22 protein-coding genes and 1 pseudogene are annotated in these 25,251 nt (G+C 60.4%); 6 read left to right on the top strand and 17 right to left on the bottom strand.

Annotated features, from left to right (window positions below; genetic code table 11):
• Nucleotides 1-134 precede the first annotated feature (134 nt).
• Nucleotides 135-1,175, bottom strand: coding sequence for a glutamine synthetase beta-grasp domain-containing protein (locus tag ACQ7C1_RS19820; protein ID WP_011426340.1), 1,041 nt, complete (start codon nucleotides 1,173-1,175; stop codon nucleotides 135-137).
• A 432-nt stretch (nucleotides 1,176-1,607) separates the two neighbouring features.
• Here ACQ7C1_RS19820 and gstI point away from each other — a divergent pair, with 432 nt between their 5' ends.
• Nucleotides 1,608-1,799, top strand: coding sequence for a glutamine synthetase translation inhibitor GstI (gene gstI, locus ACQ7C1_RS19815; protein WP_097597128.1), 192 nt, complete (start codon nucleotides 1,608-1,610; stop codon nucleotides 1,797-1,799).
• An 82-nt stretch (nucleotides 1,800-1,881) separates the two neighbouring features.
• Here gstI and ACQ7C1_RS19810 read toward each other — a convergent pair whose 3' ends face one another.
• From ACQ7C1_RS19810 to ACQ7C1_RS19780, 7 genes are all read right to left on the bottom strand, one after another.
• On the bottom strand, nucleotides 1,882-2,805 hold the full coding sequence (locus ACQ7C1_RS19810; protein WP_430959524.1) for a sugar kinase: 924 nt from the start codon (nucleotides 2,803-2,805) through the stop codon (nucleotides 1,882-1,884).
• A gap of 184 nt (nucleotides 2,806-2,989) precedes the next feature.
• Entirely contained in the window at nucleotides 2,990-3,331 is a 342-nt protein-coding gene (locus tag ACQ7C1_RS19805; protein WP_011426337.1) for a hypothetical protein, read from the bottom strand.
• Nucleotides 3,332-3,498: 167 nt separating this feature from the next.
• Nucleotides 3,499-4,485, bottom strand: coding sequence for an ABC transporter ATP-binding protein (locus ACQ7C1_RS19800; protein ID WP_183704657.1), 987 nt, complete (start codon nucleotides 4,483-4,485; stop codon nucleotides 3,499-3,501).
• Entirely contained in the window at nucleotides 4,478-5,479 is a 1,002-nt protein-coding gene (locus ACQ7C1_RS19795; RefSeq protein WP_430959523.1) for an ABC transporter ATP-binding protein, read from the bottom strand. The genes ACQ7C1_RS19800 and ACQ7C1_RS19795 overlap by 8 nt, the downstream gene beginning before the upstream one ends.
• Before the next feature lies 1 nt (nucleotide 5,480).
• A complete protein-coding gene (locus ACQ7C1_RS19790; protein ID WP_085778968.1) occupies nucleotides 5,481-6,398 on the bottom strand; it encodes an ABC transporter permease in 918 nt (305 codons plus the stop codon).
• Nucleotides 6,395-7,318, bottom strand: coding sequence for an ABC transporter permease subunit (locus ACQ7C1_RS19785; protein WP_183704661.1), 924 nt, complete (start codon nucleotides 7,316-7,318; stop codon nucleotides 6,395-6,397). The genes ACQ7C1_RS19790 and ACQ7C1_RS19785 overlap by 4 nt, the downstream gene beginning before the upstream one ends.
• A 48-nt stretch (nucleotides 7,319-7,366) precedes the next feature.
• Complete coding sequence (locus tag ACQ7C1_RS19780) at nucleotides 7,367-8,947, bottom strand: peptide ABC transporter substrate-binding protein (RefSeq protein WP_430959522.1); 1,581 nt, start codon at nucleotides 8,945-8,947, stop codon at nucleotides 7,367-7,369.
• Between the two features lie 286 nt (nucleotides 8,948-9,233).
• Here ACQ7C1_RS19780 and ACQ7C1_RS19775 point away from each other — a divergent pair, with 286 nt between their 5' ends.
• The gene (locus tag ACQ7C1_RS19775; RefSeq protein ID WP_430959521.1) at nucleotides 9,234-10,955 is read left to right on the top strand and encodes an alpha-glucosidase; all 1,722 of its coding nucleotides are present in this window, start codon (nucleotides 9,234-9,236) and stop codon (nucleotides 10,953-10,955) included.
• 21 nt (nucleotides 10,956-10,976) lie between these two features.
• Here the strand turns inward: ACQ7C1_RS19775 and ade are convergent, their stop codons facing one another.
• Together ade and ACQ7C1_RS19765 are read right to left on the bottom strand one after the other, a co-directional pair.
• On the bottom strand, nucleotides 10,977-12,674 hold the full coding sequence (gene ade / locus ACQ7C1_RS19770; protein ID WP_430959520.1) for an adenine deaminase: 1,698 nt from the start codon (nucleotides 12,672-12,674) through the stop codon (nucleotides 10,977-10,979).
• Nucleotides 12,675-12,790: 116 nt separating this feature from the next.
• Nucleotides 12,791-13,894 (bottom strand): branched-chain amino acid ABC transporter substrate-binding protein, encoded by a 1,104-nt coding sequence (locus tag ACQ7C1_RS19765; RefSeq protein ID WP_085778963.1) that lies wholly within the window; start codon nucleotides 13,892-13,894, stop codon nucleotides 12,791-12,793.
• 455 nt (nucleotides 13,895-14,349) lie between these two features.
• Here ACQ7C1_RS19765 and ACQ7C1_RS19760 point away from each other — a divergent pair, with 455 nt between their 5' ends.
• Nucleotides 14,350-15,264 carry an HD-GYP domain-containing protein gene (locus tag ACQ7C1_RS19760; RefSeq protein WP_430959519.1) on the top strand — a complete coding sequence of 305 codons (915 nt, stop codon included), beginning with the start codon at nucleotides 14,350-14,352 and terminating at the stop codon, nucleotides 15,262-15,264.
• A gap of 78 nt (nucleotides 15,265-15,342) precedes the next feature.
• On the opposite strand, the gene ACQ7C1_RS19755 is transcribed toward ACQ7C1_RS19760, so the two are convergent.
• From ACQ7C1_RS19755 to ACQ7C1_RS19730, 6 genes are all read right to left on the bottom strand, one after another.
• On the bottom strand, nucleotides 15,343-16,668 hold the full coding sequence (locus ACQ7C1_RS19755; protein WP_430959518.1) for an aspartate aminotransferase family protein: 1,326 nt from the start codon (nucleotides 16,666-16,668) through the stop codon (nucleotides 15,343-15,345).
• Nucleotides 16,669-17,006: 338 nt separating this feature from the next.
• Nucleotides 17,007-17,324, bottom strand: a complete 318-nt coding sequence (locus ACQ7C1_RS19750) for an ArsR/SmtB family transcription factor (RefSeq protein ID WP_085778959.1) — start codon at nucleotides 17,322-17,324, stop codon at nucleotides 17,007-17,009.
• Nucleotides 17,325-17,432: 108 nt separating this feature from the next.
• Complete coding sequence (locus ACQ7C1_RS19745) at nucleotides 17,433-18,182, bottom strand: HugZ family protein (RefSeq protein ID WP_430959517.1); 750 nt, start codon at nucleotides 18,180-18,182, stop codon at nucleotides 17,433-17,435.
• Between the two features lie 31 nt (nucleotides 18,183-18,213).
• The gene (gene choV / locus ACQ7C1_RS19740) at nucleotides 18,214-19,266 is read right to left on the bottom strand and encodes a choline ABC transporter ATP-binding protein (RefSeq protein ID WP_064804161.1); all 1,053 of its coding nucleotides are present in this window, start codon (nucleotides 19,264-19,266) and stop codon (nucleotides 18,214-18,216) included.
• On the bottom strand, nucleotides 19,263-20,108 hold the full coding sequence (choW, locus tag ACQ7C1_RS19735; RefSeq protein ID WP_097596985.1) for a choline ABC transporter permease subunit: 846 nt from the start codon (nucleotides 20,106-20,108) through the stop codon (nucleotides 19,263-19,265). The genes choV and choW overlap by 4 nt, the downstream gene beginning before the upstream one ends.
• A 74-nt stretch (nucleotides 20,109-20,182) precedes the next feature.
• The gene (locus tag ACQ7C1_RS19730; protein ID WP_430959516.1) at nucleotides 20,183-21,139 is read right to left on the bottom strand and encodes a choline ABC transporter substrate-binding protein; all 957 of its coding nucleotides are present in this window, start codon (nucleotides 21,137-21,139) and stop codon (nucleotides 20,183-20,185) included.
• 234 nt (nucleotides 21,140-21,373) lie between these two features.
• Here ACQ7C1_RS19730 and ACQ7C1_RS19725 point away from each other — a divergent pair, with 234 nt between their 5' ends.
• The 3 genes from ACQ7C1_RS19725 (at nucleotide 21,374) to ACQ7C1_RS19715 (ending at nucleotide 24,749) form a co-directional block, all read left to right on the top strand.
• Nucleotides 21,374-21,976, top strand: a complete 603-nt coding sequence (locus ACQ7C1_RS19725) for a thymidine kinase (protein ID WP_011426320.1) — start codon at nucleotides 21,374-21,376, stop codon at nucleotides 21,974-21,976.
• A gap of 336 nt (nucleotides 21,977-22,312) precedes the next feature.
• Nucleotides 22,313-23,386: a hypothetical protein gene (locus ACQ7C1_RS19720; protein WP_430959515.1), complete on the top strand. Its 1,074-nt coding sequence runs from the start codon at nucleotides 22,313-22,315 to the stop codon at nucleotides 23,384-23,386.
• 232 nt (nucleotides 23,387-23,618) lie between these two features.
• On the top strand, nucleotides 23,619-24,749 hold the full coding sequence (locus ACQ7C1_RS19715; RefSeq protein ID WP_430959514.1) for a DUF2333 family protein: 1,131 nt from the start codon (nucleotides 23,619-23,621) through the stop codon (nucleotides 24,747-24,749).
• A gap of 11 nt (nucleotides 24,750-24,760) precedes the next feature.
• On the opposite strand, the pseudogene ACQ7C1_RS19710 reads toward ACQ7C1_RS19715, so the two are convergent.
• A pseudogene (locus ACQ7C1_RS19710) lies at nucleotides 24,761-25,213 on the bottom strand (PAS domain-containing protein).
• Nucleotides 25,214-25,251 lie beyond the last annotated feature (38 nt).

Raw genomic sequence — 25,251 nt, 5'->3', positions numbered from 1 at the left:
TGGAAATATTACAGTCGCTTGCCAGTCTTTTCAGGCGTTTAGCGGTCCAATCGGCGCGAATATGTCAGCGGCCGATCATCATTTCAGGCAGAAAGAATCACGGCGCCGGTCGAGGACCGGCGCCGCTTGGGAGGTTAGGCGGCAGCGGAAGCCGAACCGGCGAGCGGAACTTCCGAAATCGTCTTCAGAACCTGGGAAGCGATCTGGTAGGGGCAGCCCTGCGAGTTCGGGCGGCGATCTTCCAGATAGCCCTTGTAGTCGTTCTTGATGAAGGAGTGCGGCACGCGGATCGAAGCGCCACGATCGGCAACGCCGTAGGAGAACTTGTTCCACGGAGCCGTCTCGTGCTTGCCGGTCAGGCGCTTGTCGTTGTCAGGACCGTAAACGTTGATGTGGTCCATCAGGTTCTTTTCGAACTGCGCCATCAGCGCTTCGAAGTAGGCTTTGCCGCCGACTTCGCGCATGTACTTAGTCGAGAAGTTGCAATGCATGCCCGAGCCATTCCAGTCGGTGTCCCCGAGCGGCTTGCAGTGATACTCGATGTCGATGCCGTATTTTTCGGTCAGACGCTGCAGCAGGTAGCGTGCCATCCAGATCTGGTCGGCAGCCTTCTTCGAGCCCTTGCCGAAAATCTGGAATTCCCACTGGCCCTTGGCCACTTCGGCGTTGATGCCTTCGTGGTTGATGCCCGCAGCGAGGCAGAGATCGAGATGCTCTTCGACGATTTCACGGGCGACGTCGCCGACATTCGAATAGCCGACGCCGGTGTAGTAGGGGCCCTGCGGAGCCGGATAGCCCTGCTCGGGGAAGCCGAGCGGGCGGCCGTTCTGGTAGAAGAAATATTCCTGCTCGAAGCCGAACCAGGCATCTTCGTCGTCGAGGATGGTGGCACGGGCGTTGCTCGGGTGCGGCGTGACGCCATCGGGCATCATGACTTCGCACATGACGAGAACGCCGTTGGTGCGGGCCGGGTCGGGATAGATGGCGACGGGCTTCAGCACGCAATCGGAGCTGCGGCCTTCGGCCTGCATCGTCGACGATCCGTCAAAGCCCCAGAGCGGAAGCTGTTCCAGCGTCGGGAAGGCGTCGAATTCCTTGATCTGCGTCTTGCCACGCAGGTTCGGTACCGGGGTGTACCCATCGAGCCAAATATACTCGAGCTTATATTTTGTCATCGTGACTCTCTCAATACGACGAAGGTGAGCAAACCCGGAGACGATCTGGGCGCGCAAACGCATCCGACCGCCAGGGGATGCACCTATTGAAGCACGTAGCGTGCCAGTTTGATCGCGGGCGAAGGAAAAATTGTAAATCAGCCAGTCAATCCGCGCTTTTCCTTTCTCGAAGGAAGCCCGTTTGGACGATCGAAGATTGATTCATCAGGAGGATAGAGAGGTTTTCTGCCTCGGAACCGGATGAAAAATTGGGCGTTAGTCTGAAACGGTGAAGTGTTGAACAAATAGGCGGAAGCTTCAGCCATAGACAGCATATGGATCAATCATTAGTTAGATCATGCATTTATTTTGTGCAATTTGCATAAAGGATGTGCATCATGCTATGGTCGCGGTCCTGATGTCGATGCGCCGAACGGAATGGAGGCGAGTCTCATGCCCACCGGTTTCCATCGTGAATCCGCGACGATCTACCAGTTTCCCGTCAAGCCGACGCGGGCCGCAAGCCGGTTCGAACGCGCCAGGCTGATGGAGCGCGAGGCGGCTGATGTCTGCGACGCCGCGCTCGATAGCTGCTGGTATCATGACGAGGCGGTTCGCGAGACAGATCGGCCGACGAAGTCCTGATTTTCATCCCTTAAGGGGGAGGCATGCCGACAAGGCGGGGAGCGCCCGCGCATGGCATATGTACGGTCGTCATGCGCGGGCTTCAGGCGCCGCTCAACCCGAGCTTCTCTCTTGCAATCAACGCCCCATGCTCACTGACGACGCGAGCCGCAACGCCTGCGGCGAAGCGCGCAGCGGCCGGCGCGTCTTGACTCTCGAGATATCGTGCGAGAAAGGCACCATTGAAACTGTCGCCGGCGCTGGTGGTGTCGACGACCTTCTCGACCTTTTCGGCCGGCACGAAGGTCTCCTCGCCGCCGAAATTCAAGGTAACGCCGTCTGCGCCATTTTTGACCACGACATCGAGAGCGCCCAGCGCGCGGTAGCGATGGATGGTCGCCTCGATGGAATCGTCGCCGAAATGGGCGGCCTCGTCGTCAAAGCTCGGCATGACGAGCACGGAGGAGCGGGCGCCTTCGCTAATCGTCGCATGCATCACGTCGTAGCTCGACCAGAGGCGTGGACGGATGTTGGGGTCGAAAACCACGAGCTTGCCGGCTGCCTTGGCGCGGCGGATTTCGGCGAGCAGCGTTGCGGCATCCTCCTGCGGCAGGATGGCAAGGGTGATGCCGGAGAAGTAAACGACGTCAGCGCTTTCCACTGCCTCGCGCAGATGATCCGGATCGGCAGCCAGGCTGCGGGCAGCCGAACTGTCGCGCCAATAGCTGAAGGAGCGTTCGCCGTTCTTCAGATTGATCATGTAGAGGCCAGGCGTCTTGCCCTTGATGCGGCGAATGAGGTTCGTGCCGATACCCGCTCCGGCGATAAAGGCAGCCATTTCGTCCGACATGGCGTCGTCTCCGAGCGCGGTGAAATAATCGACCGACCAATCGGGGCCGAGGCAAGCGCGGGCATACCATGCGGTATTGAAGGTATCGCCGGCAAAACCCTTGCGCAGCAGGCCGTCGCCGGCCTGCGAGAGCTCCACCATGCATTCACCGATCGACAGAAACCGTCTTCCGTTCACCTTGTCCTCCCGGCATCGGAGCGCCGCTGATGCAACAGGCCGCTCTATCGCTTCGAATTAACGCTTCATCCGCTGATACGCGGAGCCGGGCGGAGTGACAAGCGTCGATATTGCGCGCGCCATTGCGACAAGGAACCGAAAGCCGCCTTCGCGGGCAAGCGAAGGCGGCGAGCGCGAAAGGTGTTTATTCGTGGATGGTGTAGCTGCCGAGCGCGCAAAGATCCTGCGTGTCTTCGGTGGTGTCGAGGTCCGAGTCTTCGTCGAATTCGAAGCGCATGTCGTATTTGCAGACGGTACGGCCGTCGGCGATGGTGATGTTCACGGTCTCGCCTGGATTGAGGACATCCTCGCCGAACACGTCTTCTTCCCAGCTGTTGACGCCTGTCGGCGAACTGTAGAAGCGTGTCAGGACGGACTTGGTCCCGTTGGTGAGCTGGAATTTCAGATCTTCGGCATGTGACGATACGGCGGAGGTGGCGATGATCGCAGCGGCAAGCGCGATCAATCCTGATAGTTTCGATTTCATATTGCGTTCCCCAAGCCCATGATTGGGCGGAGGCAGGGATAACATGCGCGCATCTAAATCTTTGTTATCGGAGATTATTGATTCCGACGCATGTGTGTTTTGGCCGATTCACCGCAAAGGGGACGTGACAAGTCTTAAGAGCGAAGGCCGCTTCATGCGGCCTCCACCTACGGCCGGTCCATATGATAGCAGGCCGCCTTCTGACCGGGACGAACCTCTTCGGTCGGCGGCATTTCCGTGCGGCAGATGTCGGTCGCCTTCCAGCAGCGGGGAGAGAAGACGCAGCCTTTCGGCGGGTTGAGCGGCGAGGGCGGATCGCCCTGCAGGCGGATGCGGGTGCGCAGGCGCGCAAGCTTCGGATCCGGGATCGGTGCGGCGGAAAACAGCGCTTGTGTATAGGGGTGAGCGGGATGATCGAAGACAGTGGCGCAGTCGCCTGATTCCACCACGCGGCCGAGATAGAGTACCAGCACATCATCGGAGATCAGGCGCACGACCGAGAGGTCGTGGCTGATGAAGATCAGCGTCAGGCCGAACTCCCTACGCAGCCTGCGCAGAAGCGTGATGACCTGGCCCTGGATTGAAACGTCGAGGGCCGAAACGGGCTCGTCACAGACAATGAGCTTCGGTTTGGTGATGATCGCACGCGCAATGCCGATGCGTTGCGCCTGGCCGCCGGAGAATTCGTGCGGATAGCGGTTGATCATCTCCGGCACCAGGCCGACGGCGCCCATGATTTCGCGCACGCGCTGGGTACGCTCGGCCTTCGAAAGCTTCGGTTCGAAGACAGTGAGCGGTTCGGCGATGATGTCTCCAACCGTCATGCGCGGGTCGAGCGAGGCGATCGGATCCTGGAAGATGATCTGCATGTCGCGGCGAGCGGCACGCATTTCCTCCTCCGTGAGGTCGAGAAGATTGCGGCCCTGCCAGAGGATGCGGCCCTTCTGCGATTTCAAGAGCCGCAGAATGGACCGGCCGAGTGTGGATTTGCCGCAGCCGGATTCGCCGACAACACCGAGCGTGCGGCCTTCGGCGAGATCGAAGCTTACATTGTTGACGGCGGTGAGGAAGACCGGCGGCTTGAAGAGGCCTTTCGCCGGCAGTTCGAACTGGGTGGTGAGGTTTTCGACCCTGAGCAGCGATCGATCAGCCATGGTTCAGCAACTCCTCACGGCGCGGAAACGGATGGTAACAGGCCGCACAGTGGCGCGGCGCCAACGGTTCGAGGGAAGGCGGACGGTCGATGCAATCATCCTGGACCTGCGAACAGCGCGGCGAAAAATTGCAGCCCTTCGGCAGGTGCTGCAGATTCGGCGGGCGGCCGGGGATGACGACGAGATCATCGACATCCTGGTCCGGGCGCGGGATCGAGGCATGCAGCGCGGCCGTATAAGGATGGGCGGGACTATCGAAGAGTTCGTCGACCGGCGCCTCCTCGACGATGCGGCCGGCATACATGACGGCGACGCGGTCGGCGAGACCGGCAACGACGCCAAGATCGTGGGTGATCATGATAAGCGCCGTGTTCATCTCCGCCGTCAGATCGTTGAAAAGGTCGAGGATCTGCGCCTGGATGGTCACGTCGAGCGCCGTCGTCGGCTCGTCGGCGATCAGGAGCTTCGGCTTGGTGAGCAGCGCCATGGCGATGACGATGCGCTGACGCATGCCGCCTGACAGTTCGTGCGGATAGAGGTGGAAGCGCCGCGTCGGGTCGGGGATGCCGACGCGTTTCAGCATGTCGAGGGCAGCGTCCGAAGCGGCGCGTGACGTCAGGCCGCGGTGAACCTCCAACTGTTCCGTCAGCTGCCGCGAAATCTTCAGCGACGGGTTCAGCGCGGTCATCGGGTCCTGGAAGACCATGGCCATGTCCTTGCCGCGGATCTGGTCGAGCTCGCGCGGTTTCAGCGACAGCACGTCCTTGCCTTCGAGCAGCGCCTGTCCCGCCGTCTTGCCGTTCTTGGCAAGCAGGCCCATGATGCCGAGGAAGGTCTGGCTCTTGCCGGAGCCGGACTCGCCGACGATGGCGATGCGCTCGCCGCGCCGCACCGTGAGGTTCATGTTGGAGACCGCCTTCACTTCGCCGTCGGGCGTTGCGAAGGTGATCGAGTAATCCTTGAGTTCGAGGAGGATGTCTTTTTCTTGGAGCATTCTATCGATCCTTCGGGTCGAACGCGTCGCGCAGGCCGTCTCCGATGAAGAGCAGGCTGAGCAGCAGGGCGACGAGGAAGCTTGCCGGGAAGATCAGCAGCCAGGGCATGCTTTCCATCGCATCGGTCCCTTCCGCGATCAGCGTGCCGAGCGAGGTCAGCGGTTCCTGCACGCCGAAGCCGAGATAGGAAAGGAAGCTTTCCGTGGCGATGATCTCAGGCACTGTCAGCGCCGCAAAAATAACCACCGGCCCGACGAGGTTCGGGATGATGTGCTTGACGATGATCTTGAACGGCCGCTGCCCGGATGCGCGGGCCGCTTCGATGAATTCGCGATGCTTGATCGACAGCGTCTGGCCGCGCACGATGCGGGCCATTGTCAGCCATTCCAGCGCGCCGATCGCGGCAAAGAGCAGATAGACGTTGCGGCCGAAGATCACCATCAGCAGGATGACGAAGAGGATGTAGGGAAGCGCGTACATTATGTCGACGAAGCGCATCATGATTGCATCTAGCCTCCCGCCGATATAGCCCGATATCGCGCCATAGAGTACGCCGATGACGACCGAGACGACAGTCGCCGTCAGCGCCACGGCCAGCGAGACGCGGGTGCCGTAGAGCACGCGGGCGAGAAGGTCGCGGCCGTTCGGGTCGGTGCCGAAATAATGGCCGGTCTCGATCGAGGGCGGGATGCGGAACGCGGCCCAATCCGGGTCCTCGTAGTTGAACGGAATGAACCAGGGACCGAGGAAGGCGGCGAGGATCAGGAGCCCGAGGACGGCGATCGACAGAACGGCCGCCTTGTTGCGCCCGAGGCGGCGAAGCGCATCCCTGGTGAGCGAACGGCCTTCGGGCGCCAGGCCTTCGGCCTGCAGAAGCTCCTCTGCGAGCAGCTCGCGTTTTGCGGGATTGAGGATCATCGGTTTCTCACTTTCGGATCGAGCCACGCATAGGCGATATCGACGAGAAGGTTCAGGAACACGATCAGCACCATGTAGAAGATGACCGTCCCGAGAACCATGCCGTAGTCGCGGTTCAACGCCGCATTGACGAAGTAGCGGCCGATGCCGGGCAATCCGAAGATGCTCTCGACAACCAGCGAGCCGGTGAGAAGGTAGCTTGCCGCCGGTCCGAGATAGGAGACGACCGGCATCATGGCGGGCTTCAGCGCGTGGCGCATCACTGTCAGCCGCGGGCCGATGCCCTTGGCCTTGGCGGTGCGGATGAAGTTCTGGTTCATCACTTCGATCATCGAGCCGCGGGTTATGCGCGAGATGCGCCCGGCATGGGGCAGGGCCAGAACGACGATCGGCAGGACAAGGAATTTGAGCGAGCCGTCACCCCAGCCGCCGACCGGAAACCAGGCAAGATGGATGCCGAAGATCAATTGCAGAATCGGCGCGATCAGGAAGTTCGGCAGCACGACGCCGATCAGGATCAGGCTACCGAGAATGTAGTCCGGCGTCTTGTTCTGATAAAGCGCCCCGAGACAGCCGACGGTCACGCCGACGAGGATGGCGAGCAGGAAAGCAGCCGTGCCGATCGTGAAGGTATAGGGCAGACCGATCATGATCTGCTGAGCGACGCTGAAATCCTCACTGGAGAACGAGGGGCCGAGATCGCCCTTGAGCAGATCTCCGACGTAGAGCAGGTATTGCTGGATCAGCGGCTTGTCGAGATTGTAGTGGGCCGCAAGATTCTTGAGGATGACCGGCGGCAATGGCCTTTCGCCATCGAAGGGGCCGCCGGGAGCAAGGCGCAGGACGAAAAACGAGGCTGTCACGGCGATCCACATGACGGGGATCGTCGACAGCAGGCGACGGAGAGCGTATTTGATCATGGTCGTGGGCCGGTCCTTCCCGCAGTGTGCGGGAAGGACCGTTTTCCCTTACTCTTTCATCGACAGCCAGCGCGTGCGGTGGATGTCCTGGATGTTGTCGACGAAGCCTTCGATCTTTGGCGAAACGACATTCTTCGAGACGTAATAGTAGATCGGTAGGGCGGCGGATTCATCAAGCGCCAGTTGCTCGGCCTTCTTGAAGATTTCGGCGCGCTTGGTGAGGTCCGTCTGAGCATTGCCGTCCTTGATCAGCTTGTCATATTCAGGATTGGACCAGCGGCCGTAATTCATCTGCACGCCCGTCACCAGGAGGTTCAGGAAATTGTCCGGGTCGTTGTAATCGGCAAGCCAGCCCGCACGGCCGATTTCCACCTGGCCGCGCTGCATCTGGTCGTAATGCACCTTGGTTTCGGCGTTGACGAGCTCGACATCGACGCCCAGCGGCTTCCACATCGAAGCGATCGCGACGGCGATGCGCTTGTGGTTGTCATTGGTATTGTAGCTGAGGACCGCGTGGAGCGGCTTATCTGGGCCAAATCCGGCGTCGGCAAGCAGCTTCTTGGCCTCGGCGACCTTGTCCTTGTAAGGCAGGTCCTTCCAGCTGACATAGGCCGGCTCGCCGTAATTGGCAGTGCCTGGCGGAACCCAGGAATAGGCCGGAAGCTCGCCCGTGCCGAGGATCTGCGGGCCGATCACTTCGCGGTTGATCGCCATGGAGAGAGCCTGGCGGACGCGCTTGTCGCTGAAAGGAGGCTTCTGCGAGTTGACGACGTAATAATAGAGGCCGGAGAAGGGGGCGACATGCGCCTGGCCCGGCAGGTTCTTCTTCATCCATTCGTACTGGTCTGTGGGAAAATCGGTGAGGATGTCGAATTCGCCGGCGCGGTAGCGTTTCAGCGCCGCTTCCTGGTCTTCAAGCACGAAGAACTTGGCGCCGTCTATCTTCAGGTCCTTGGTGCCGTACCACTGGTCGTTCTTGACTGTTGTGACGTGCGAGCCGGGAACCCATTCGACCGGCTTATATGGGCCGTTGGTGACGATGTTGCCGATCTTAACCCAATCCTGGCCCTTCGCCTCGACGACATGCTTCGGCAGCGGATAGGCCGTGTAGTGCATCAGCGCATTGAGGAAATAGGGAGTCGGATTTTCCAGGGTGATTTCGAGCGTCTTGTCGTCGATCGCCTTGACGCCAAGCTGGCTGAGATCGGTGATCTCGCCCTTATTGATCTTTTCGGCGTTCTTGATGGTGAACTGCAAATAGGCGTAGTCGGCGGCGTTCTTCGGATCGACTAGGCGCTGGAAGGCGAAGACGAAGTCTCCTGCCGTTACCGGCTGGCCATCGGACCACTTGATGCCGTCGCGGAGCTTGAAGGTGTAGACCTTGCCGTCAGGCGAAATGGTCCAGCTTTCGGCCTGGCCAGGGACCGGATTGTCCTTGGCGTCTTCGGTGACGAGGCCTTCGAAAATGTCGCCGGCAATACGATTCTCCCAGTCGCCGGAAAGTTTCTGCGGATCGAGCGACTGCGGATCGCCACCATTGTGGATGTTGAGCGTCGCCGCGTGCGCCGAAAACGCCAGCAATGTGCCAAGCATTGCGGAGGCGAGAAATTTTTTCGTGAACTTGTTCATCGTGGGTCCACCTTTCTAGGCTTTGCGCCTTTATTAGACATCTGTTCCCGGTTTTCGACCTCTTACGTGCAGGTCAGTGCGCACCTTATCGCAAAGGCTTTGCGTTGCAACCCCAAATCCGGAGGCTGGTTTGCGGTTGTGGACAAGCCTATATACGTCTCCCTCTTGCGGGATCGCGACGAAGCGTCGCGGCGATTTCGGCTCCATTCATAACGGCTTCACATGGTTGTCTTTTGTTTCGTCCGCTTTAGTGTGGCGAGCGCGAACAAGGCGGGAGACGTAGCCGATGGCATTGCAGGCAGGCGGGAATGCGGACTGGTGGCGCGGAGCGGTGATCTATCAGGTCTACCCGCGCTCGTTTCAGGACACCAACAGCGATGGGCTCGGCGATCTCAAGGGGATCACCCGCCGGCTGCCGCATATCGCCAGCCTCGGTGTCGATGCGATCTGGCTTTCGCCCTTCTTCAAGTCTCCGATGGCCGACATGGGTTACGACGTTTCCGATTATTGCGACGTCGACCCGATCTTCGGCACGCTCGCCGATTTCGACGAGATGATGGCCGAGGCGCACAGGCTCGGCATCAAAGTGATCATCGACCAGGTGATCTCGCACACCTCCGACCGACATCCCTGGTTCGTCGAGAGCCGGGCGAGCCGGAGCAATCCGAAGGCGGACTGGTATGTCTGGGCCGATCCGAAGCCCGATGGGACGGCGCCGAACAACTGGCTGTCGATCTTCGGCGGCCCGGGCTGGGAATGGGACGGCGTGCGCCGGCAATATTACCAACACAATTTCCTGACTTCGCAGCCTGACCTCAATTTCCACAGCGAAGAAGTGCAGGAGGCGGTGCTACAGACGGTGAAGTTCTGGCTCGACCGCGGCGTCGACGGCTTCCGGCTGGACACGGTCAACTATTATTTCTGCGATAAGCAGCTCCGAAGCAATCCGCCGCATGAGCCCGATACCAGTGACGGGGGCCTCGATGCGCCCGACACCAACCCTTACGGCATGCAGAACCACCTCTACGACAAGACGCAGCCGGAAAATATCAGCTTTCTCAAACGCTTTCGGGCGCTGCTCGACCGCTATGAAGATCGCACGACCGTCGGCGAAGTCGGCGACGGCGCTCGCTCGCTGAAGACGGTGGCCGCCTATACGAGTGGCGACGACAAGCTGCACATGTGCTACACCTTCGATCTGCTGGGGCCTGATTTCACCGCCGCGCATATCCGCGGCTGCGTCGAAGCCTTCCAGAAATCGGTGACCGACGGTTGGGTCTGCTGGGCTTTCTCCAATCATGACGTCATGCGCCATGTCAGCCGGTTCGCGCTGACGGAGGAGGAGCGGCCTGTTATCGCCAAGCTCGCGATCTCCGTACTTGCGGCGCTGCGCGGTTCGATTTGCCTTTATCAAGGCGAGGAGCTCGGATTGCCGGAGGCGGAGCTTGCCTTCGAGGATCTGCGCGATCCCTACGGCATCCGCTTCTGGCCGGCCTTCAAGGGCCGCGACGGATGCCGCACGCCGATGCCCTGGGAAGCCGGAAAGGCGCATGCGGGCTTCACCTTGGCCGAGAAGAGCTGGCTGCCGGTGCCTTACGAGCAGGCGGCGCTTTCCGTGGATACACAGGAGGACAGCGACAACTCGGTGCTGCACCACTACCGCCGGATGCTCGCCTTCCGGAAGAGCCACCCTGCGCTTGTTGACGGCGAGATGACCTTCATCGGCACAAATCAGGACCTGCTCGCCTTCACCCGCGACAAGGACGGAGAGAAACTGCTGTTCGTTTTCAACCTGACGCGCAAACCGGCGGAATTCCGCCTGCCTGACGGCATGGTATTCGGAGAGCCCTTGGCCATGCCGGGCTACGAGGCTGTGGACGGTGCCGGGACGGTGGCGGTTGCGGCGCTGGACGGATTTTGTGCGCGGGTTGGCGGCCTCTCGAAGCTGCTCGGGAAGGTGCCCGTTGCGAAACCTGTTGAGGGTGAATTGCCGGAGGCTTGGCAGTAAGCACTCCCAACCCGGCGCTACTCACCCGATCAGCGCGAACTTGTCCACGTCGACCATGCCACGGTCGGAAATCTTCAGATGCGGGATGACGGGCAGCGGCAGGAAGGCCAGTTGGAGGAAGGGCTCTTCCAGCGTGGCGCCGAGTGCCAAGGCGGCCTGGCGCAGATGGTGCAGCGTGTCGCGCACTGTCTCGTAAGGCTCGATGCTCATCAGGCCGGCGACGGGTAGCGCGATTTCGCCGGTGATCTTGCCATCCTCAACAACGACGAAGCCGCCCTTGATCTCTCCGAGGCGATTTGCGGCGAGCGCCATGTCGTCCTCATCGACCCCGACGACGCAGATATTGTGGCTGTCATGGCCGACGGTGGAGGCGATCGCACCCTTCTTCAGGCCGAAGCCCTGGACGAAGCCATTGGCATGATTGCCGTTCTTGCCGTGGCGCTCGATGACGGCGACCTTGATGATGTCGTTGGTTAGATCGACCGTCGCCTCGTTGCCCTTGGCCGGCAGGCGGTAGCGGCGATGCTCGGTGATGATCTTGCCCGGCATGACGCCGATGACCGATGTTTCGCCCTCGGTGACCGGTACTCCAAAATGGGCGGCATTGACCCGCCGGGCCTTGACGCTGTCGAGGCCGATCGGGGCGACCGGTTTGCGCGTGGCAAAAAGCTCGTCGGTGACGCGGCGGCCGGCGCAAAAAACCATCTCTGCACGGCAGCTTTGCAGGCTGTCGAGAACCACGAGATCGGCGCGCCAGCCCGGGGCCACCAGGCCGCGGTCTCTAAGGCCGAAGGCCTGTGCGGCAGAGATCGAGGCGGCGCGGTAGATCGCGAGCGGCTCGACGCCGCTCGCGATCGCCGTGCGGATCATATGATCGAGATGGCCCTGTTCGGCAATATCGAGCGGATTGCGGTCGTCGGTGCAGAGCGCGAGGTAGGGTGAAAGCCGCTCGGTGATGATGGGGATCAGCGCGGCGAGGTCTTTGGAGACCGAGCCCTCGCGCACCAGGATGTGCATGCCCTTGCGAATCTTTTCCAGCGCCTCGGCGGCGCTCGTGCACTCATGCTCGGTGCGGATGCCGGCCGCGAGATAGCCGTTGAGGTCGTTGCCGGAGAGAAGCGGCGCGTGGCCATCGATATGGCCGCCCTGGAAGGCGTCGAGCTTAGCCATGCAGACGGGATCCTTGTGGATCACGCCGGGGAAATTCATGAATTCGGCAAGGCCGATCACCTTGGGATGGTCGCGGAAGGGCAGCAGGCTTCCGATCGGCAGGTCAGCGCCCGCAGTTTCGAGATGCGTGGCCGGCACGCAGGAGGAGAGCTGGACGCGAATGTCCATGATCGTCTCCAGCGCGGATTTAAGGAAGAATTCGATGCCCTCGGCGCCGAGCACATTAGCGATCTCATGCGGATCGCAGATAGCGGTCGTGACGCCATAGGGCAGGACGCAGCGGTCGAATTCATGCGGCGTCACCAGCGAGGATTCGATGTGCAGATGCGTGTCGATAAAGCCGGGAACGACTATTCTGCCAGATATATCGACCTCGGTCTCGCCCGCATAATCGCCCGCAGTGCCAACAATGCGGTCAGCGCCGATGGCGATGTCGGAGCGGACGATTTCGCCGGTGACGAGATCGAAGAAGCTGCCGCCCTTCAGCACGATGTCGGCGGGGATACGGCCCACACCCTGGTCGATGAGACGTTCGAGTCTGTTGGTCATGGCACCGCTCACATTGCAAACCGATTCCGGAACTTATAACCGATCTGCCGCGACATGCGATGCCACAAACGAAACCGGGCGCTTATAGCGCCCGGTCGCAATCTGCAAATCTGGGATTATTCCGCAGCGACGATCTTCCCGCCTTCCCACTTATAGAGCGAGAAGCTCTGCGAGGTCAGGTCGCCGGTCTCGCCGTAGGTGAGCTTGCCGATGGCGGTCGGAACCTCCATGCCGCCCTTCAGTGCAGCCGCGACGGCTTCCGCATCCTCAGCGCTGCCGGCCTTTTCGATACCGGCTTTCAGGACTTCGACCGCGGCGTAGGCATTGAGCGTAAACGCCTCGGCCGGAATGTTCTTAGCGGTAAGCGCTTCGGCGGCAGCCTTTGAGTCCGGGTTCTTGGTGGCGTCGGAAGCGTTGGTGAACAGCGTGCCTCCCGCCGCATCGGTTCCGATCGCCCAGAATTCCGTATTGGAGAGGCCGTCGCCGCCGATGATCATCGCGTTGGCGGAGAGATCGTGCAGCTGGCGGGCGAGCAGGCCGCCTTCCGGGTGGTAGCCGCCAAAATAGACGATGTCGACCTTTTCGGCCTTGATGCGGGTGGTGAGGGCGCTGAAATCCTTGTCGCCTGGTGTGATTGCGTCATTGACGACTTCGGTGACGCCGCCGGCATTCAGCGTCGCCTTGAAGGCGTCGGCAAGACCCTTGCCGTAGGCGCCCTTGTCGTTGACGATGGCAATGCGTTTGTCCTTGAAATTCTTCAGCACGTATTTGGCGGCGACTTCGGCCTGCTGATCGTCGCGACCGCAGGTGCGCAGCACGTTGGCGAGGCCGCGCTTTGTGAGGTCGGGAGCTGTCGCGGTCGGGGTGACCATCAGCACGCCGTTTTCAGCCAAAACGTCCGACACGGGGATCGCTACGCCCGATGTCACCGGGCCGACGACGAAGCGGATGCCGTCGCCGACAAGCTTGTTGGCCGCGGAAACGCCCTGCTTCGGTTCGCCGGCATCATCGGCCAGCTCCAACACGACTTTCTCACCGAGAATGCCGCCCTTCTTGTTGATTTCATCGACAGCAGTCTGAGCGCCGTTCTTCACCTGATCGCCATAGGCGGCGACAGGACCGGTCAATGGCGCGATCAGACCGATGGTGATATCGGCATGCGCAAGCGGCGCAAAGGCGAGTGACGCGACGAGGGTCGCCGTCAATGTCTTGAGGGTCATTGTCTGTCTCCTTGGATGGGGTCGTCGACCCGCGATGATGTGCCGCGCCGGCTTTCCCGATCATTCAACAGCCTTCAGAGGCTGTGCCAAGGACGACCGGTAACGGTGCGATCAGCGAACCCGCCGGCCATGTTTGACTCGGTGAGGGCTCATGGCGAGATTTCTAGAAATTTTGATGAGATTGCGCAAGTTCATTACAAAATGGAAGGAAATTTCGGCCGATCCGGCCGAGAATTCAGTCGGAACCGATCATTTCCTTCGATTTTCAGAGGCGAGGCGGCGAATGGTCACGACCTGCCTCCGGACAAAATCACCTCCATAAGGTTGTCTTTAGCTTTCCTATTAACCGTTAGTTTGGCCAAGGGCAGTAGTATCTAGGAGACCCCGAATACCGCCGCATTGAAAAAGAGAACTATACAAAGAATTAGATAGACCTATCGGGAAACAGAGATCTGATGCTCAAGCGTATCGACGCCGGTCAGGTATGTATCGGAATGTTTGTGGAGGTTGTCGAGGGCCTGTGGCAGGATCCGTTTTTGTCCAAGCGCAGATTTTCCCTGCGACGCGAAGTTGATGCTGCAAAAATTCGTAAATGCGGCACTGCCGGCGTCGTCATCAATACCAGCAAGGGGCTCGATACCAACGGCCTGCCGGGCCGTGACGTCGAGATCGACATTCAGGCCGCGCGCGACACCGTCCAGAGATCCATGCCGTTGTTGGAACAGGCTTTCGCAAAGCTGCGGAACGGCGATGGAGTCAGCATAGATCACGTGGCGCCGGTGATCTCGTCCGTCTCCAAGTCGATGGATGAGAACCCTGCGGTGTTCCTGAGCGTCACGCGCCTGAAATCAAAGGACGAGGTAACCTTCCTGCATTCCATTTCGGTGAGCGCGCTGATGATCCTTTTCGGCCGCCATCTCGCACTCGACGAGCATACGATTCAGATGCTCGGCACTGCGGGTTTGCTGCACGATGTCGGTAAGCTTGAAGTTCCAATTGAGGTGCTGAACAAGGCAGGGCCTCTGGAAAAGGATGAGATCGGCTTGCTTCGGGGCCATCCGGAGAAGGGGCACGCGATCCTGTCGCGGCAGGAGGGCATGTCGGACATCGTTCTCGACGTTTGCCTCAATCATCACGAACGCATCGACGGCAAGGGCTATCCGCGCAGCTTGCCCGCCAGCCAGGTGAGCCTCCACGCGCGGATGGCCACGATCTGCGATGTTTATGACGCCATTACCTCTGTGCGGCCATACAAGGCGCCGTGGAGTGCCAGCCAGGCACTGAAATGGATGTTCGGTGCCGAGGGGCATTTCGATCGCCAGCTCCTGAAAAAGTTCGCCCTCTGCCTCTCCGTCGCCTCTGTGAGCTGAGGTCTGCATTTTCACACGAAAAGACCCGCGAGAACATTGTCCATCGCGGGTCTTTGGCACCGAGTTTCGTGAGTGTCTTCAGATATTGTTCTGAAGGATGGTCCTCAGCTTGCCGAAGAGATCGTCGATATGCTGCTTCTCGATGATCAGCGGTGGTGAGAGCGCGATGATGTCACCGGTGGTGCGGATCAGAAGCCCGCTCTCATAGGCCTTCAGGAAGGCGGTGAAGGCGCGCTTCGTCGGCTCGCCGGCGATCGGGTCAAGTTCGATTGCGCCGATCAGACCGGTGTTCCTGATGTCGATGACGTTGGGGCAGTCCCTGAGCGAATGCAGTGCATCGGCCCAATAATCGGAAAGCTCAGCGGCGCGGGTGAGCAGACCTTCTTCCTTGTAGGTGTCGAGCGTGGCGAGGGCTGCGGCGGAAGCGATCGGGTTCCCGGAATAGGTATAGCCGTGGAAGAACTCAATCATGTGCTCCGGGCCGTTCATGAAGGCGTCATGGATCTCGGAGGTGACGAAGACGGCGCCCATCGGAATGACGCCGTTGGTCAGCCCCTTGGCGGTGGTGATCATGTCGGGCTTGACGTCGTAATATTGCGCGGCGAAGGGGGCGCCGAGACGGCCGAAGCCGGTGATGACTTCGTCGAAGATCAGAAGGATGCCGTGTTTGGTGCAGATTTCGCGCAGCTTCTGCAGGTAGCCCTTCGGCGGAATCAGGACGCCCGTGGAGCCGGCCACCGGCTCGACAATGACGGCGGCGATGGTGGAGGCATCATGCAGCGTGACGATGCGCTCGAGTTCGGTGGCGATGTCGCCGCCATGCTCAGGTTCGCCGCGGGTGAAGTTGTTCTTGCCGGGCTGGTGGGTGTGCGGCATGTGATCGACACCGGTCAGGAGCGTGCCGAACATCTTTCGGTTGGCGACGATGCCGCCGACGGAGATGCCGCCGAAATTGACGCCGTGATAGCCGCGCTCGCGGCCGATCAGGCGGAAACGCGAACCGTTACCCTTCACGCGGTGATAGGCAAGCGCGACTTTGAGGGCAGTCTCGACGGATTCGGAACCGGAATTGGTGTAGAGGACGTGGTTCATGCCTTCCGGAGCGATATCGACCAGGCGGTTCGCCAGTTCGAACGCCTTGGGATGGCCGAGCTGGAAAGCCGGCGCGTAATCGAGTTCGCCCGCCTGCTGGCGGATCGCTTCGGTGATCTTCGGGCGGCAGTGGCCGGCGTTGACGCACCAGAGGCCAGCCGTGCCGTCCAACACCTGACGACCGTCATGGGTAGTATAATACATGTCCTTGGCGCCGACGAATAACCGCGGCTCCTTCTTGAACTGGCGATTGGCCGTAAAGGGCATCCAGAAGGCACGAAGATCATTCGGTGCATTGAGGCGGTTGGACATGCTGTTCTCCTGGCCGTTGGCGGCCCGTTCCCGAGGGGTTTGTCGTCCGAATTTTTACTGCCCGGTCAAATTATCAGCGCTTCCCAACGCGTCAACGAGAAAAGTCCCAACGCTTCCCTTCTGTTCAGCATCCGATGTTGCGTCGCCGGCAAGAAGTCGCGGGTTGGGCTGATGTCAGGCATCAGACGAAGGTCACGCAGAATCCGAAAAAACGACCGGCAAATCGCGTGATTTGCCGGTCGTGTCTTTAAGGTTTAGGTGCTGAAATACGTTGCCGATGCTCCCAGGGGTATTTCCATGCGGCGCGGCACCGGCGGACTGTTATGTCAGCGCTATCATCAGGCTGCGGATCTATTTCGGCTCGGAACGAGGTAGATGTCTTCGAGCGTCGCCAAGATCTTCATGACAGGCTCGGATGTGCTCGAATAGTAGATGGTCTGGGCGTCGCGGCGGGTCTTGACAAGCTTCTGCGCGCGCAGTTTCGAAAGGTGCTGTGAAAGCGCCGACTGACTGAGGCCGACTTGTGTGGCAAGTACGCCGACGGCGACTTCGCCCTTCACCAGGCTGCACAGGATCAGCAATCTTTTGGGGTTGGCCATGGCTGACAATAGTGCTGCCGCCACATTCGTGTGGTCAGCCAAATCAGGGGTTTCCATATTCTTATCTTCCTAATGCGAAACGTACATCATCTATCTGGTAAGGGCTGTCTGCCGGAGCCCGCGGCAAAATTAGCAACTGGGCTCGAAGATTGTATATACCTAAAATTAAGGTATCGAGTATGCTATTTTAGATATGTTTGAACAAATGTGATCGGAATCCACAGCGGGCGTTTCGAATTCGTATCGCAGCAAAAAGTCGCCGGAAATGATTTCAAAGCCCGCCGGATCGATGCCGCAGATGCGCCAAGAAGCCGATTTCGGGGCTTTTAAGCGCGCTGCAAGGGTTTCCGCCACATCGGGATGGCGCTCTACTAAATCTCGCACTGTTTCGGCCGCTTTGGCGGCAATCTCTTCGATTGCCGGCGATTGGATGATGAGATCCCCGCCGTCGAGATGGTAGGCGCGGCCGAAGCCGGCGTTGAGGCTCGCCTGCTCCGGTTTGAGACGGAAGAAGAGAAAATCGGGGAAATCGATATAGAGATTTGCCTTGGGATGGCGATCGAGAAAACGCGTGCGAATGCGCTCGTGGAACCGATGACCATGCTCAATCGGCTCCGCCGTGCATTGGGTCGTCAGCCGGCTATGGGCAAGCGGATCGCCTTTGCCCGGCTCACCGGTCAGCAACGAGGCGCGCGGGTCTCGTACTAGCGCTTTCGTGTGAGCTGAAAGCTTCGAAACGAGGATAACGGGCACGCCGTCGACATCGGTAGCGAGAAGGACACGGCTGGCAAAGGGAAAACCAGTGTCGGGATCGAGAACGGCAATTGCCGCGTACCGTGCGGAGCGCAGCAGCACGCGGGCGAGCCTACGGGCCTCGTCGTCGGTTTCGCGTAAGGGCGAGGGCTGATCTTTCATGTCCGCTTTGTGGCAAAGCGGATCGAAAACATCAAGCGTCCTCCTTGCGGCGATGGCGCGTGAGGCCGGCGACGATATCCTGGGCGGTGATGGTGCCGATGACGGTGCCGTTTTCCACGATGCCGATGCTGCCCGGCTGACGGGCGAGTACGTCGAGGACATCGACGAGCGGGGTCGCGGCGCGGGCCGTGGCGCTGACGCTCATACCGGCAGCGGTCTGGCCGAGGCCGGGCTGCATAACGTCGGCGGCCGTCAGCATGTTGATCGGGTTGAGGTTCTGCACGAAGTCGGCGACATACTGGTCCGCGGGGTTCTTGACGATGTCGTGCGGCGTTCCGCACTGAATGATCCGACCGCCCTCCATGATGGCGATGCGGTTGCCGATGCGGAAGGCCTCGTCGAGATCGTGGCTGACGAAGAGAATGGTCTTCTTCAGCCGCCGCTGGAACTCCAGGAGTTCGTCCTGGAGGCGGGTGCGGATCAGCGGGTCGAGGGCAGAGAAGGGCTCATCCATGAGCAGGATCGGGGCGCCGGTGGCAAAGGCTCGGGCAAGGCCGACACGCTGCTGCATGCCGCCTGACAGCTCGTTGACCTTACGGTTCGCCCATTTCGTCAGGTTGACGAGTTCGAGCTGCTCGCCGACGCGGGCCTTGCGTTCGGCCTCCGGCATGCCGGCGAGTTCGAGACCGAAGCCGACATTTTCGGCGACGGTGCGCCAGGGCAGGAGGGCGAACTGCTGGAACACCATGGAGACGGTGTGGGTGCGCAGTTCGCGCAGCGCCTTGGCATTGCATTTGTAAGGGTTGACGAGGCCGGTGGTCGTGGAGACCGCGACGTCGCCGCGCACCACGGGAGCGAGCCCGTTGACAGCGCGCAGCAAAGTCGACTTGCCCGAACCGGAAAGGCCCATCAGCACGAGGATTTCGCCTTCCTCGATCGTCAGCGAGGCGTTGGCGACGCCCAGCACCAGGCCGGTCGCGGCGCCGATCTCGTCGCGCGTTTTGCCCTGGTCGGCCATGGCAAGGGCGGCTTCCGGCCGATCGCCGAAGATAATGCTGACATCCTTGAAGCTTACCGCGGTCATGCGCCGTCTCCTTCACCCGCTGTGCGGAACATGCGGTCGAGAATGATCGCCAGGATGACGATACAGAGACCGGCTTCGAAGCCTTTTGCGACATTGACAGTGTTCAGCGCACGCACGACGGGGACGCCGAGACCATCGGCGCCGACGAGTGCGGCGATGACCACCATCGACAGCGACAGCATGATGGTCTGGGTGAGACCCGCCATAATCTGCGGCGCGGCGAAGGGAAGCTCGACCTTGCGCAGCACCTGCATCGGCCGCGCGCCGAAGGCGACCGCGGCTTCGACGAGGGAGGGTGGCGTCGAGATGATACCGAGACGCGTCAATCGGATGGGAGCGGGGATCGCGAAGATGACAGTCGCGATCAAGCCCGGAACCATTCCGAGGCCGAACAGGATCAGCGCCGGGATCAGGTAGACGAATGTCGGAATGGTCTGCATCAAATCGAGTACCGGGCGCATGGCTGCATAGACCCAGGCGCGGCGGGCGGCCGCGATACCCAGTGGAATACCGATCACCATGCTGACGAAGGTGGAGGCGAGCACAAGCGCGAGCGTCTCCGTAGTCTCCTTCCAGTATCCTTGATTCATGATGAGCAGCAGCCCAACACAGGTGAAGAGCGTAATCGCGATCGACCGCCGCAGCCAAAAAGCGAGGGCGGAAATGACCGCAATGACGATCAGCGGATGAGGCTTTTGCAACACGAAGAGCAGGCCGTCGATGACGTGCGACAGCAGAAAGGCAAGCTGGTTGAAGAACCATTCGCCATTCGAGGTCAGCCAGTCCACGAAGGATTTGGCCAATGGGCCGATGGGAATCTTAGAGTCGGTGATCCAATTCAAGAGCGCGCCTATCCCGAAAAAATTAACAATCGGACAAAAATGAAACGGGGCGGCGAGCCGCCCCGTTCGTGTGATCAAAGGCCCAGGCTGGTCTTGGCGGCCGCCAACGCGTCGCCATTGCCGTCGCGGGTCTTGACGCCGGCAAGCCAGGGCTCGAGCGCCGACGGGTTGGCCTTCAGCCATTCGGTAGCCGCAGCTTCCGGCTCCTTGCCGTCGTCGAGGATCTTACCCATGATCTGGTTCTCCATGTCGAGGGAGAACGTCAGGTTCTTCAGCATGGAGCCGACATTCGGGCATTCGCCGAGGTAACCGGCGCGGACATTTGTGTAGACCTTGGCACCGCCGAAGTCGGGACCGAAGACGTCATCGCCGCCTGTGAGGTAGGTCAGCTTGAAGTTGGTGTTCATCGGATGGGGTTCCCAGCCGAGGAAGACGACGGGCTTGCCTGCTTTCTCGGCCCGAGCGACCTGGGCGAGCATCCCCTGTTCGGAGGATTCGACGACTTCCATATCCTTCATTCCGAAGGTGTTCTTTTCGATCAGATCCATGACGAGGCGGTTGCCGTCATTGCCGGGCTCGATGCCGTAGATCTTGCCGTCGAGATCCTCCTTGTGGGCGGCGATATCCTTGAAATCCTTGATACCGAGCTCGGCACCCTTGGCGTTGGTGGCGAGCGTGTACTTGGCGCCGACGAGGTTCGGGCCGAAGGATTCGACCGACTTGTCATCGATGTAGGGGCGAACGTCCTTTTCCTGCGTCGGCATCCAGTTGCCGAGGAAGATGTCGATGTCCTTGTTCTTCAGCGAGGTATAGGTGACCGGCACCGAGAGGACCTTGATGTCGGTCTGGTAGCCGATGCTTTTCAGGACGACGGAGGCGGTCGCCGTCGTTGCGGTAATATCAGTCCAGCCGACGTCGGAGAAGCGGACGGTGGAGCAGCTGTCGGGATCGGCGGCGAAGGCGGCGGTCGCAACGGAGAGGGCGGCGACGGCAGTTGCAGTGACGAGTTTGAATGTGCTTGTTGTTTTCATTTTAGACTCCCAGTCTTTAGGTCCCCAAGCCAATCACCAATAACCCAGTTTGACAAGCGACCTCAGTGCGTTTGCGTCGTATCGGAGGGTGCGATTGCGACGTTTGCGGTTTTTCCGATGTGCCCAGTTTTCGAGGCTTTCGACGGAGTCCAGACGGCGATTCCTGTGATTATTGCCCTTGCGGGTCTTTTCTTTGCCACTCCGAGCTTTCAATAACCGATCAAGGAGACTCTGATGGCAAAGCTCTATTTCAACTATTCGACGATGAATGCCGGCAAATCGACGATGCTGCTGCAGGCCTCCTACAATTACCAGGAGCGCGGCATGCGCACGGTGCAGCTGATCGCCGCCTTCGACGAGCGCGCCGGCCGGGGCGTGATCGGCTCGCGGATCGGGCTGGAGGCGAGCGCCATTCCCTTCGAACCGGACGAGGATCTGTTCCGACTGGTCATGACGCTGAGCGGTGAAGGGGCGCCGATCTCCTGCGTCTTCGTCGACGAGGCGCATTTCATGACGCCTCTCCATGTCTGGCAGCTTGCCCGCATCGTCGACCGGCTCGGCATCCCCGTCATGGTCTACGGGCTGAGGACGGATTTTCAGGGCAAGCTGTTTCCAGCCTCACAGGAGCTTTTGGCGATTGCCGACGAAATGCGCGAGGTGCGGACGATCTGCCATTGCGGGCGTAAGGCGACGATGGTGGTGCGGCTGGACGCGCAGGGAAAGGTGCTGCACGAAGGCGCGCAGATCGATGTCGGCGGCAATGAGAAATATGTCTCGCTCTGCCGCAGGCACTGGGACGACGAAATGAATGGGGCCTGGATCGCCGAGCCGGTCTGAGACCGTCCGTTTTATTTGGCCGCTTTAGCAAAAGCCGATCACGTGACTTCAATGAAAGGGTGGAGATGTCATCCCGCTACGTTATCGGTGATCACCACGAAATGTTCGTGCGCACTTGTCGAGAGTGGACGCTACCAGAGTGCCAGTAATGCGCGATGGTCTGCGCCTTCTGGAGCAGCGCGAGCAAGAGAGCGCCCTGGAGCTCGAAATTCGTCAGACGGTGAAAGCCGAGCGGCGCTCCGAGCGCGTCTAGTTAGAAGCTCCCTCGATGCTAACCGCTCACACTTTTCGGCGTTATGCTCTAGCTTGAGGCAGAAGATTCCCTGGAGAGATTAGGTGCGCAGAGCCCCGCCATTCGATAGCCTGTACGAAGCCGCAGGCGGCCTTGCCGAAAAGATTGAGGCCGAGGGAGCCTATTGCGAAGCCTGCATCCGCGGCTTTGACAGCGACGAAACGCGGTCGGCCGACGAGGTTTTTCTCGAACAGAACGCGCGCTTCCAGGCCCATATTGCCGATGGCACGGCGCTCGATGCGTTGCTCGCCGAACTGGTCTTCACATTGGACCGAATGACGGCGGAGGTTTCGGCCGATCTCGATAGTTTCCGCGGATTGACGCTGCGCGAGAAAATGGCCGGCTGGACGTCGCGCCAGAGAATGTGGCGCATGTATACCGAACGCGTGCGCGAGGCGCCAGTCATCGAGCGGCTGCTCGACCTCCTGACGAAATCGGACGCGCTCGCCAGGCTGATCATGAGCCAGCGCACCTCGATCATCGAACGCCACAAGATAGCCGAACACGGACTCGTGGGCATTGTCGAGCAACGGCGCCGGCTGGTCGATTCCATCGATATCGCCCGCCTGAAGATGAAGGAGCTCAACGCCAAAGCACTGACGACGCAGGGCCGTATCGGCGTCTATGGCAACAGGGCGCACTGGGAGCAGATGGAGGCACAGCGGCGGGCGTTGAAGGCAGAGGCCGAACGAATTTCGGCCGAGGAGCACGAGATGCGGGACGACAGCCAGCGGCGCGAGCGCTTCATCGGCCTGTTCCAGGCTTTCGTCGATTCGCTGAATGGCCGGATCGGTGCCTGCAACGTCTTACTGCGCAAGCTGATGATCGATGTCGAGGAGCGGCTGATCATCTATCAGGCGCAGGTCGATACCGACCGGCCGGGCATGAAGGTCAGGATCAAGCCGGAACTGTTCCCCGATATTGCAGCCCCGATCAGGCTGTTCGAGAAGGATATGCTGGTCGCCCAGGATCTGGAGCGGCGCAAGAGCCGGGCCGACCTCGACGTCGCCGGAAAATTTCCGGCTCACGCCGAGCTGGCACCGGAAACGTCGGGAGCGCCGCTCATCGATACGGCGCGCAGATCCTTCCGCTTCAGGTTGCCGTTCCTGCGTTCCTGAGCCGTGACGCGCGCGGTTCGCGCTGCTTTCATTCGTAAAAATCGAGGGCTCTTGTTGTGCTCGGGCTGGCGAGCGCATATGTGGATGCAGCGGGGCGGCGATGTCGTCCTGCATAATTCCTTAGATTGGAACCATTTAAGGAATTATGCAGTGACTCAAAGTGCTACAGCGTCCTTAGCGCGTCTAAAACGCGCGGCGCGGTGGTGTTCGCCTCGCCTGACAGGAGACGACGATGCTTGACCGGATTGCCGGTTTTTTCAGGCGGATCGGCCAGACGATCGGCCGCTGGGCCCGCCTGTTTTCCGCCCGGGCCTTTTGGCCCTTTCTTGCCGCGCATGGCTGGTACCAGCGCCGGAGCTGGTTGATCCGGCTGCCGATCATCGCATTCGTGGCGCTCTTCGCCGTACTTTACGGCTATTTCTTCTGGCAGACGCAGGTCTGGTCGAACTTCAACACTGCCTTCGTCGACCAATACCGCTTTTCGGAACGCAAGATTGCCGCCGGGCAGGAACTGCCGTCCGCCGAGGGCGCGAGCGGCGCGGCCACCAAGACCTGTCAGCGCTCAGCCATTGTCGATGTCACGGCTGACCTTACCGATTTCAACGTCAACCAGAACGCATGGATTTCTTCCATGCTGCTCTACAAAATGGGCTTCTTCGGGATCGACTGGGATCACACGCCCTTCCTCGACAACAAGGCCTCGTTCCAGCGTGGCATCAACCAGGCAGTCCGGCGTACCTCGGCGGAGCTTGTCGATACACTCGGGCGCGTGCGCGGCACGTCTGGCATCAACAACGATCTGCAGAGCGCGCGCGGCAATCTGCAGTTCGACGAATATAGCTGGTATTTCGGGCTCAATCCGTTCGGGCCTAAAACGCCAACGCCTTCCTACTACCGCTCGGCGATCGGCAGCCTGCGCAAGTTCAATACTGATCTGTCCGCCTGCAACGTTATTTTCGACGGCCGCGCCGACAATCTGATGCAGTTCATCGACCGCATCGCCAACGATCTCGGCGCCACTTCCGACATGCTTGCCGAGCGCTCGGAACACCATAATCGCGGCTGGTTCGACACGCGTGCCGACGACCGGTTCTGGTTCGCCTACGGCCAGCTTTATGCCTATTACGCCATCCTGACGGCTGCACAGGCGGATTTCTCGCAGGTGGTGCAGGAACGCAATCTCGGCGCGATTTGGAGCGGCACCACGCGGCAGTTCCAGGCGGCACTGCGCATCCAGCCCTCGATCATCTCGAACGGCCGCGAAGATGGCTGGATCATGCCGAGCCACCTCGCAACCATGGGCTTCTATATTCTGAGGGTGCGCTCAAACCTCGTCGAGATCCGGTCGGTGCTCGATCGTTAGAGCGTTGCGCGTCAGCGGCGCCCCGTATGATCCTCGAAGCCAACGACGCGCAGCCTCTCGATGAATTCATAGGTGACGCCGACGATGCGGCCGCCGCTGGCATCGTCACGGAAGCGGCCGATGCTGCGCACCAACTTGTAACCGCCGAGCCGGTTGTCGACGCGATAGACGAAATGGAAGCCGACGCCGTGACGGCTTGCCTCCTCGAAGGTCTGGGCGATCAGGCTGCGGTCTTCGGCGTGAATTCGAGACATCAGTTCGGCCAGATTGACCGGTCCGTCGCTATAGGGAAGATCGAAGATCGTGTGCACATCCTCGCTTGCAAAGAAATGTCCGGGTTCGATGTCGATGCGCCAGAAGCCGATAGGCCGCAACCATCTGGACGATTTCCGCATCGGTGATGCCATATGGACGCGGGACTGTGCCATCTTGTCGACGACAGGCTGTTCGAAACGAAGAGACACGATTCCCCCAATCACGGGACGACGTGCTGACTCTCTTC

It is taken from the genome of Rhizobium sp. Nf11,1 (assembly GCF_050587665.1).
Taxonomy (GTDB): Bacteria; Pseudomonadota; Alphaproteobacteria; order Rhizobiales; family Rhizobiaceae; genus Rhizobium.
The sequence above is the reverse complement of the archived record's forward strand: the minus strand, read 5'-3'. Positions and strand labels throughout refer to the sequence as shown.

What these genes read in the sequence shown, in the direction of transcription:
- gstI (WP_097597128.1), top strand. Translation starts at nt 1,608, where the DNA reads ATGCCCACCGGTTTCCATCGTGAATCCGCGACGATCTACCAGTTTCCC.
- ACQ7C1_RS19800 (WP_183704657.1), bottom strand. Translation starts at nt 4,485, where the DNA reads ATGGCTGATCGATCGCTGCTCAGGGTCGAAAACCTCACCACCCAGTTC.
- ade (WP_430959520.1), bottom strand. Translation starts at nt 12,674, where the DNA reads ATGACCAACAGACTCGAACGTCTCATCGACCAGGGTGTGGGCCGTATC.
- ACQ7C1_RS19805 (WP_011426337.1), bottom strand. Translation starts at nt 3,331, where the DNA reads ATGAAATCGAAACTATCAGGATTGATCGCGCTTGCCGCTGCGATCATC.
- ACQ7C1_RS19775 (WP_430959521.1), top strand. Translation starts at nt 9,234, where the DNA reads ATGGCATTGCAGGCAGGCGGGAATGCGGACTGGTGGCGCGGAGCGGTG.
- ACQ7C1_RS19795 (WP_430959523.1), bottom strand. Translation starts at nt 5,479, where the DNA reads ATGCTCCAAGAAAAAGACATCCTCCTCGAACTCAAGGATTACTCGATC.
- ACQ7C1_RS19820 (WP_011426340.1), bottom strand. Translation starts at nt 1,175, where the DNA reads ATGACAAAATATAAGCTCGAGTATATTTGGCTCGATGGGTACACCCCG.
- ACQ7C1_RS19725 (WP_011426320.1), top strand. Translation starts at nt 21,374, where the DNA reads ATGGCAAAGCTCTATTTCAACTATTCGACGATGAATGCCGGCAAATCG.
- ACQ7C1_RS19760 (WP_430959519.1), top strand. Translation starts at nt 14,350, where the DNA reads ATGCTCAAGCGTATCGACGCCGGTCAGGTATGTATCGGAATGTTTGTG.
- ACQ7C1_RS19790 (WP_085778968.1), bottom strand. Translation starts at nt 6,398, where the DNA reads ATGATCCTCAATCCCGCAAAACGCGAGCTGCTCGCAGAGGAGCTTCTG.
- ACQ7C1_RS19765 (WP_085778963.1), bottom strand. Translation starts at nt 13,894, where the DNA reads ATGACCCTCAAGACATTGACGGCGACCCTCGTCGCGTCACTCGCCTTT.
- ACQ7C1_RS19745 (WP_430959517.1), bottom strand. Translation starts at nt 18,182, where the DNA reads ATGAAAGATCAGCCCTCGCCCTTACGCGAAACCGACGACGAGGCCCGT.
- choV (WP_064804161.1), bottom strand. Translation starts at nt 19,266, where the DNA reads ATGACCGCGGTAAGCTTCAAGGATGTCAGCATTATCTTCGGCGATCGG.
- ACQ7C1_RS19780 (WP_430959522.1), bottom strand. Translation starts at nt 8,947, where the DNA reads ATGAACAAGTTCACGAAAAAATTTCTCGCCTCCGCAATGCTTGGCACA.
- ACQ7C1_RS19750 (WP_085778959.1), bottom strand. Translation starts at nt 17,324, where the DNA reads ATGGAAACCCCTGATTTGGCTGACCACACGAATGTGGCGGCAGCACTA.
- ACQ7C1_RS19730 (WP_430959516.1), bottom strand. Translation starts at nt 21,139, where the DNA reads ATGAAAACAACAAGCACATTCAAACTCGTCACTGCAACTGCCGTCGCC.
- ACQ7C1_RS19785 (WP_183704661.1), bottom strand. Translation starts at nt 7,318, where the DNA reads ATGATCAAATACGCTCTCCGTCGCCTGCTGTCGACGATCCCCGTCATG.
- ACQ7C1_RS19755 (WP_430959518.1), bottom strand. Translation starts at nt 16,668, where the DNA reads ATGTCCAACCGCCTCAATGCACCGAATGATCTTCGTGCCTTCTGGATG.
- ACQ7C1_RS19715 (WP_430959514.1), top strand. Translation starts at nt 23,619, where the DNA reads ATGCTTGACCGGATTGCCGGTTTTTTCAGGCGGATCGGCCAGACGATC.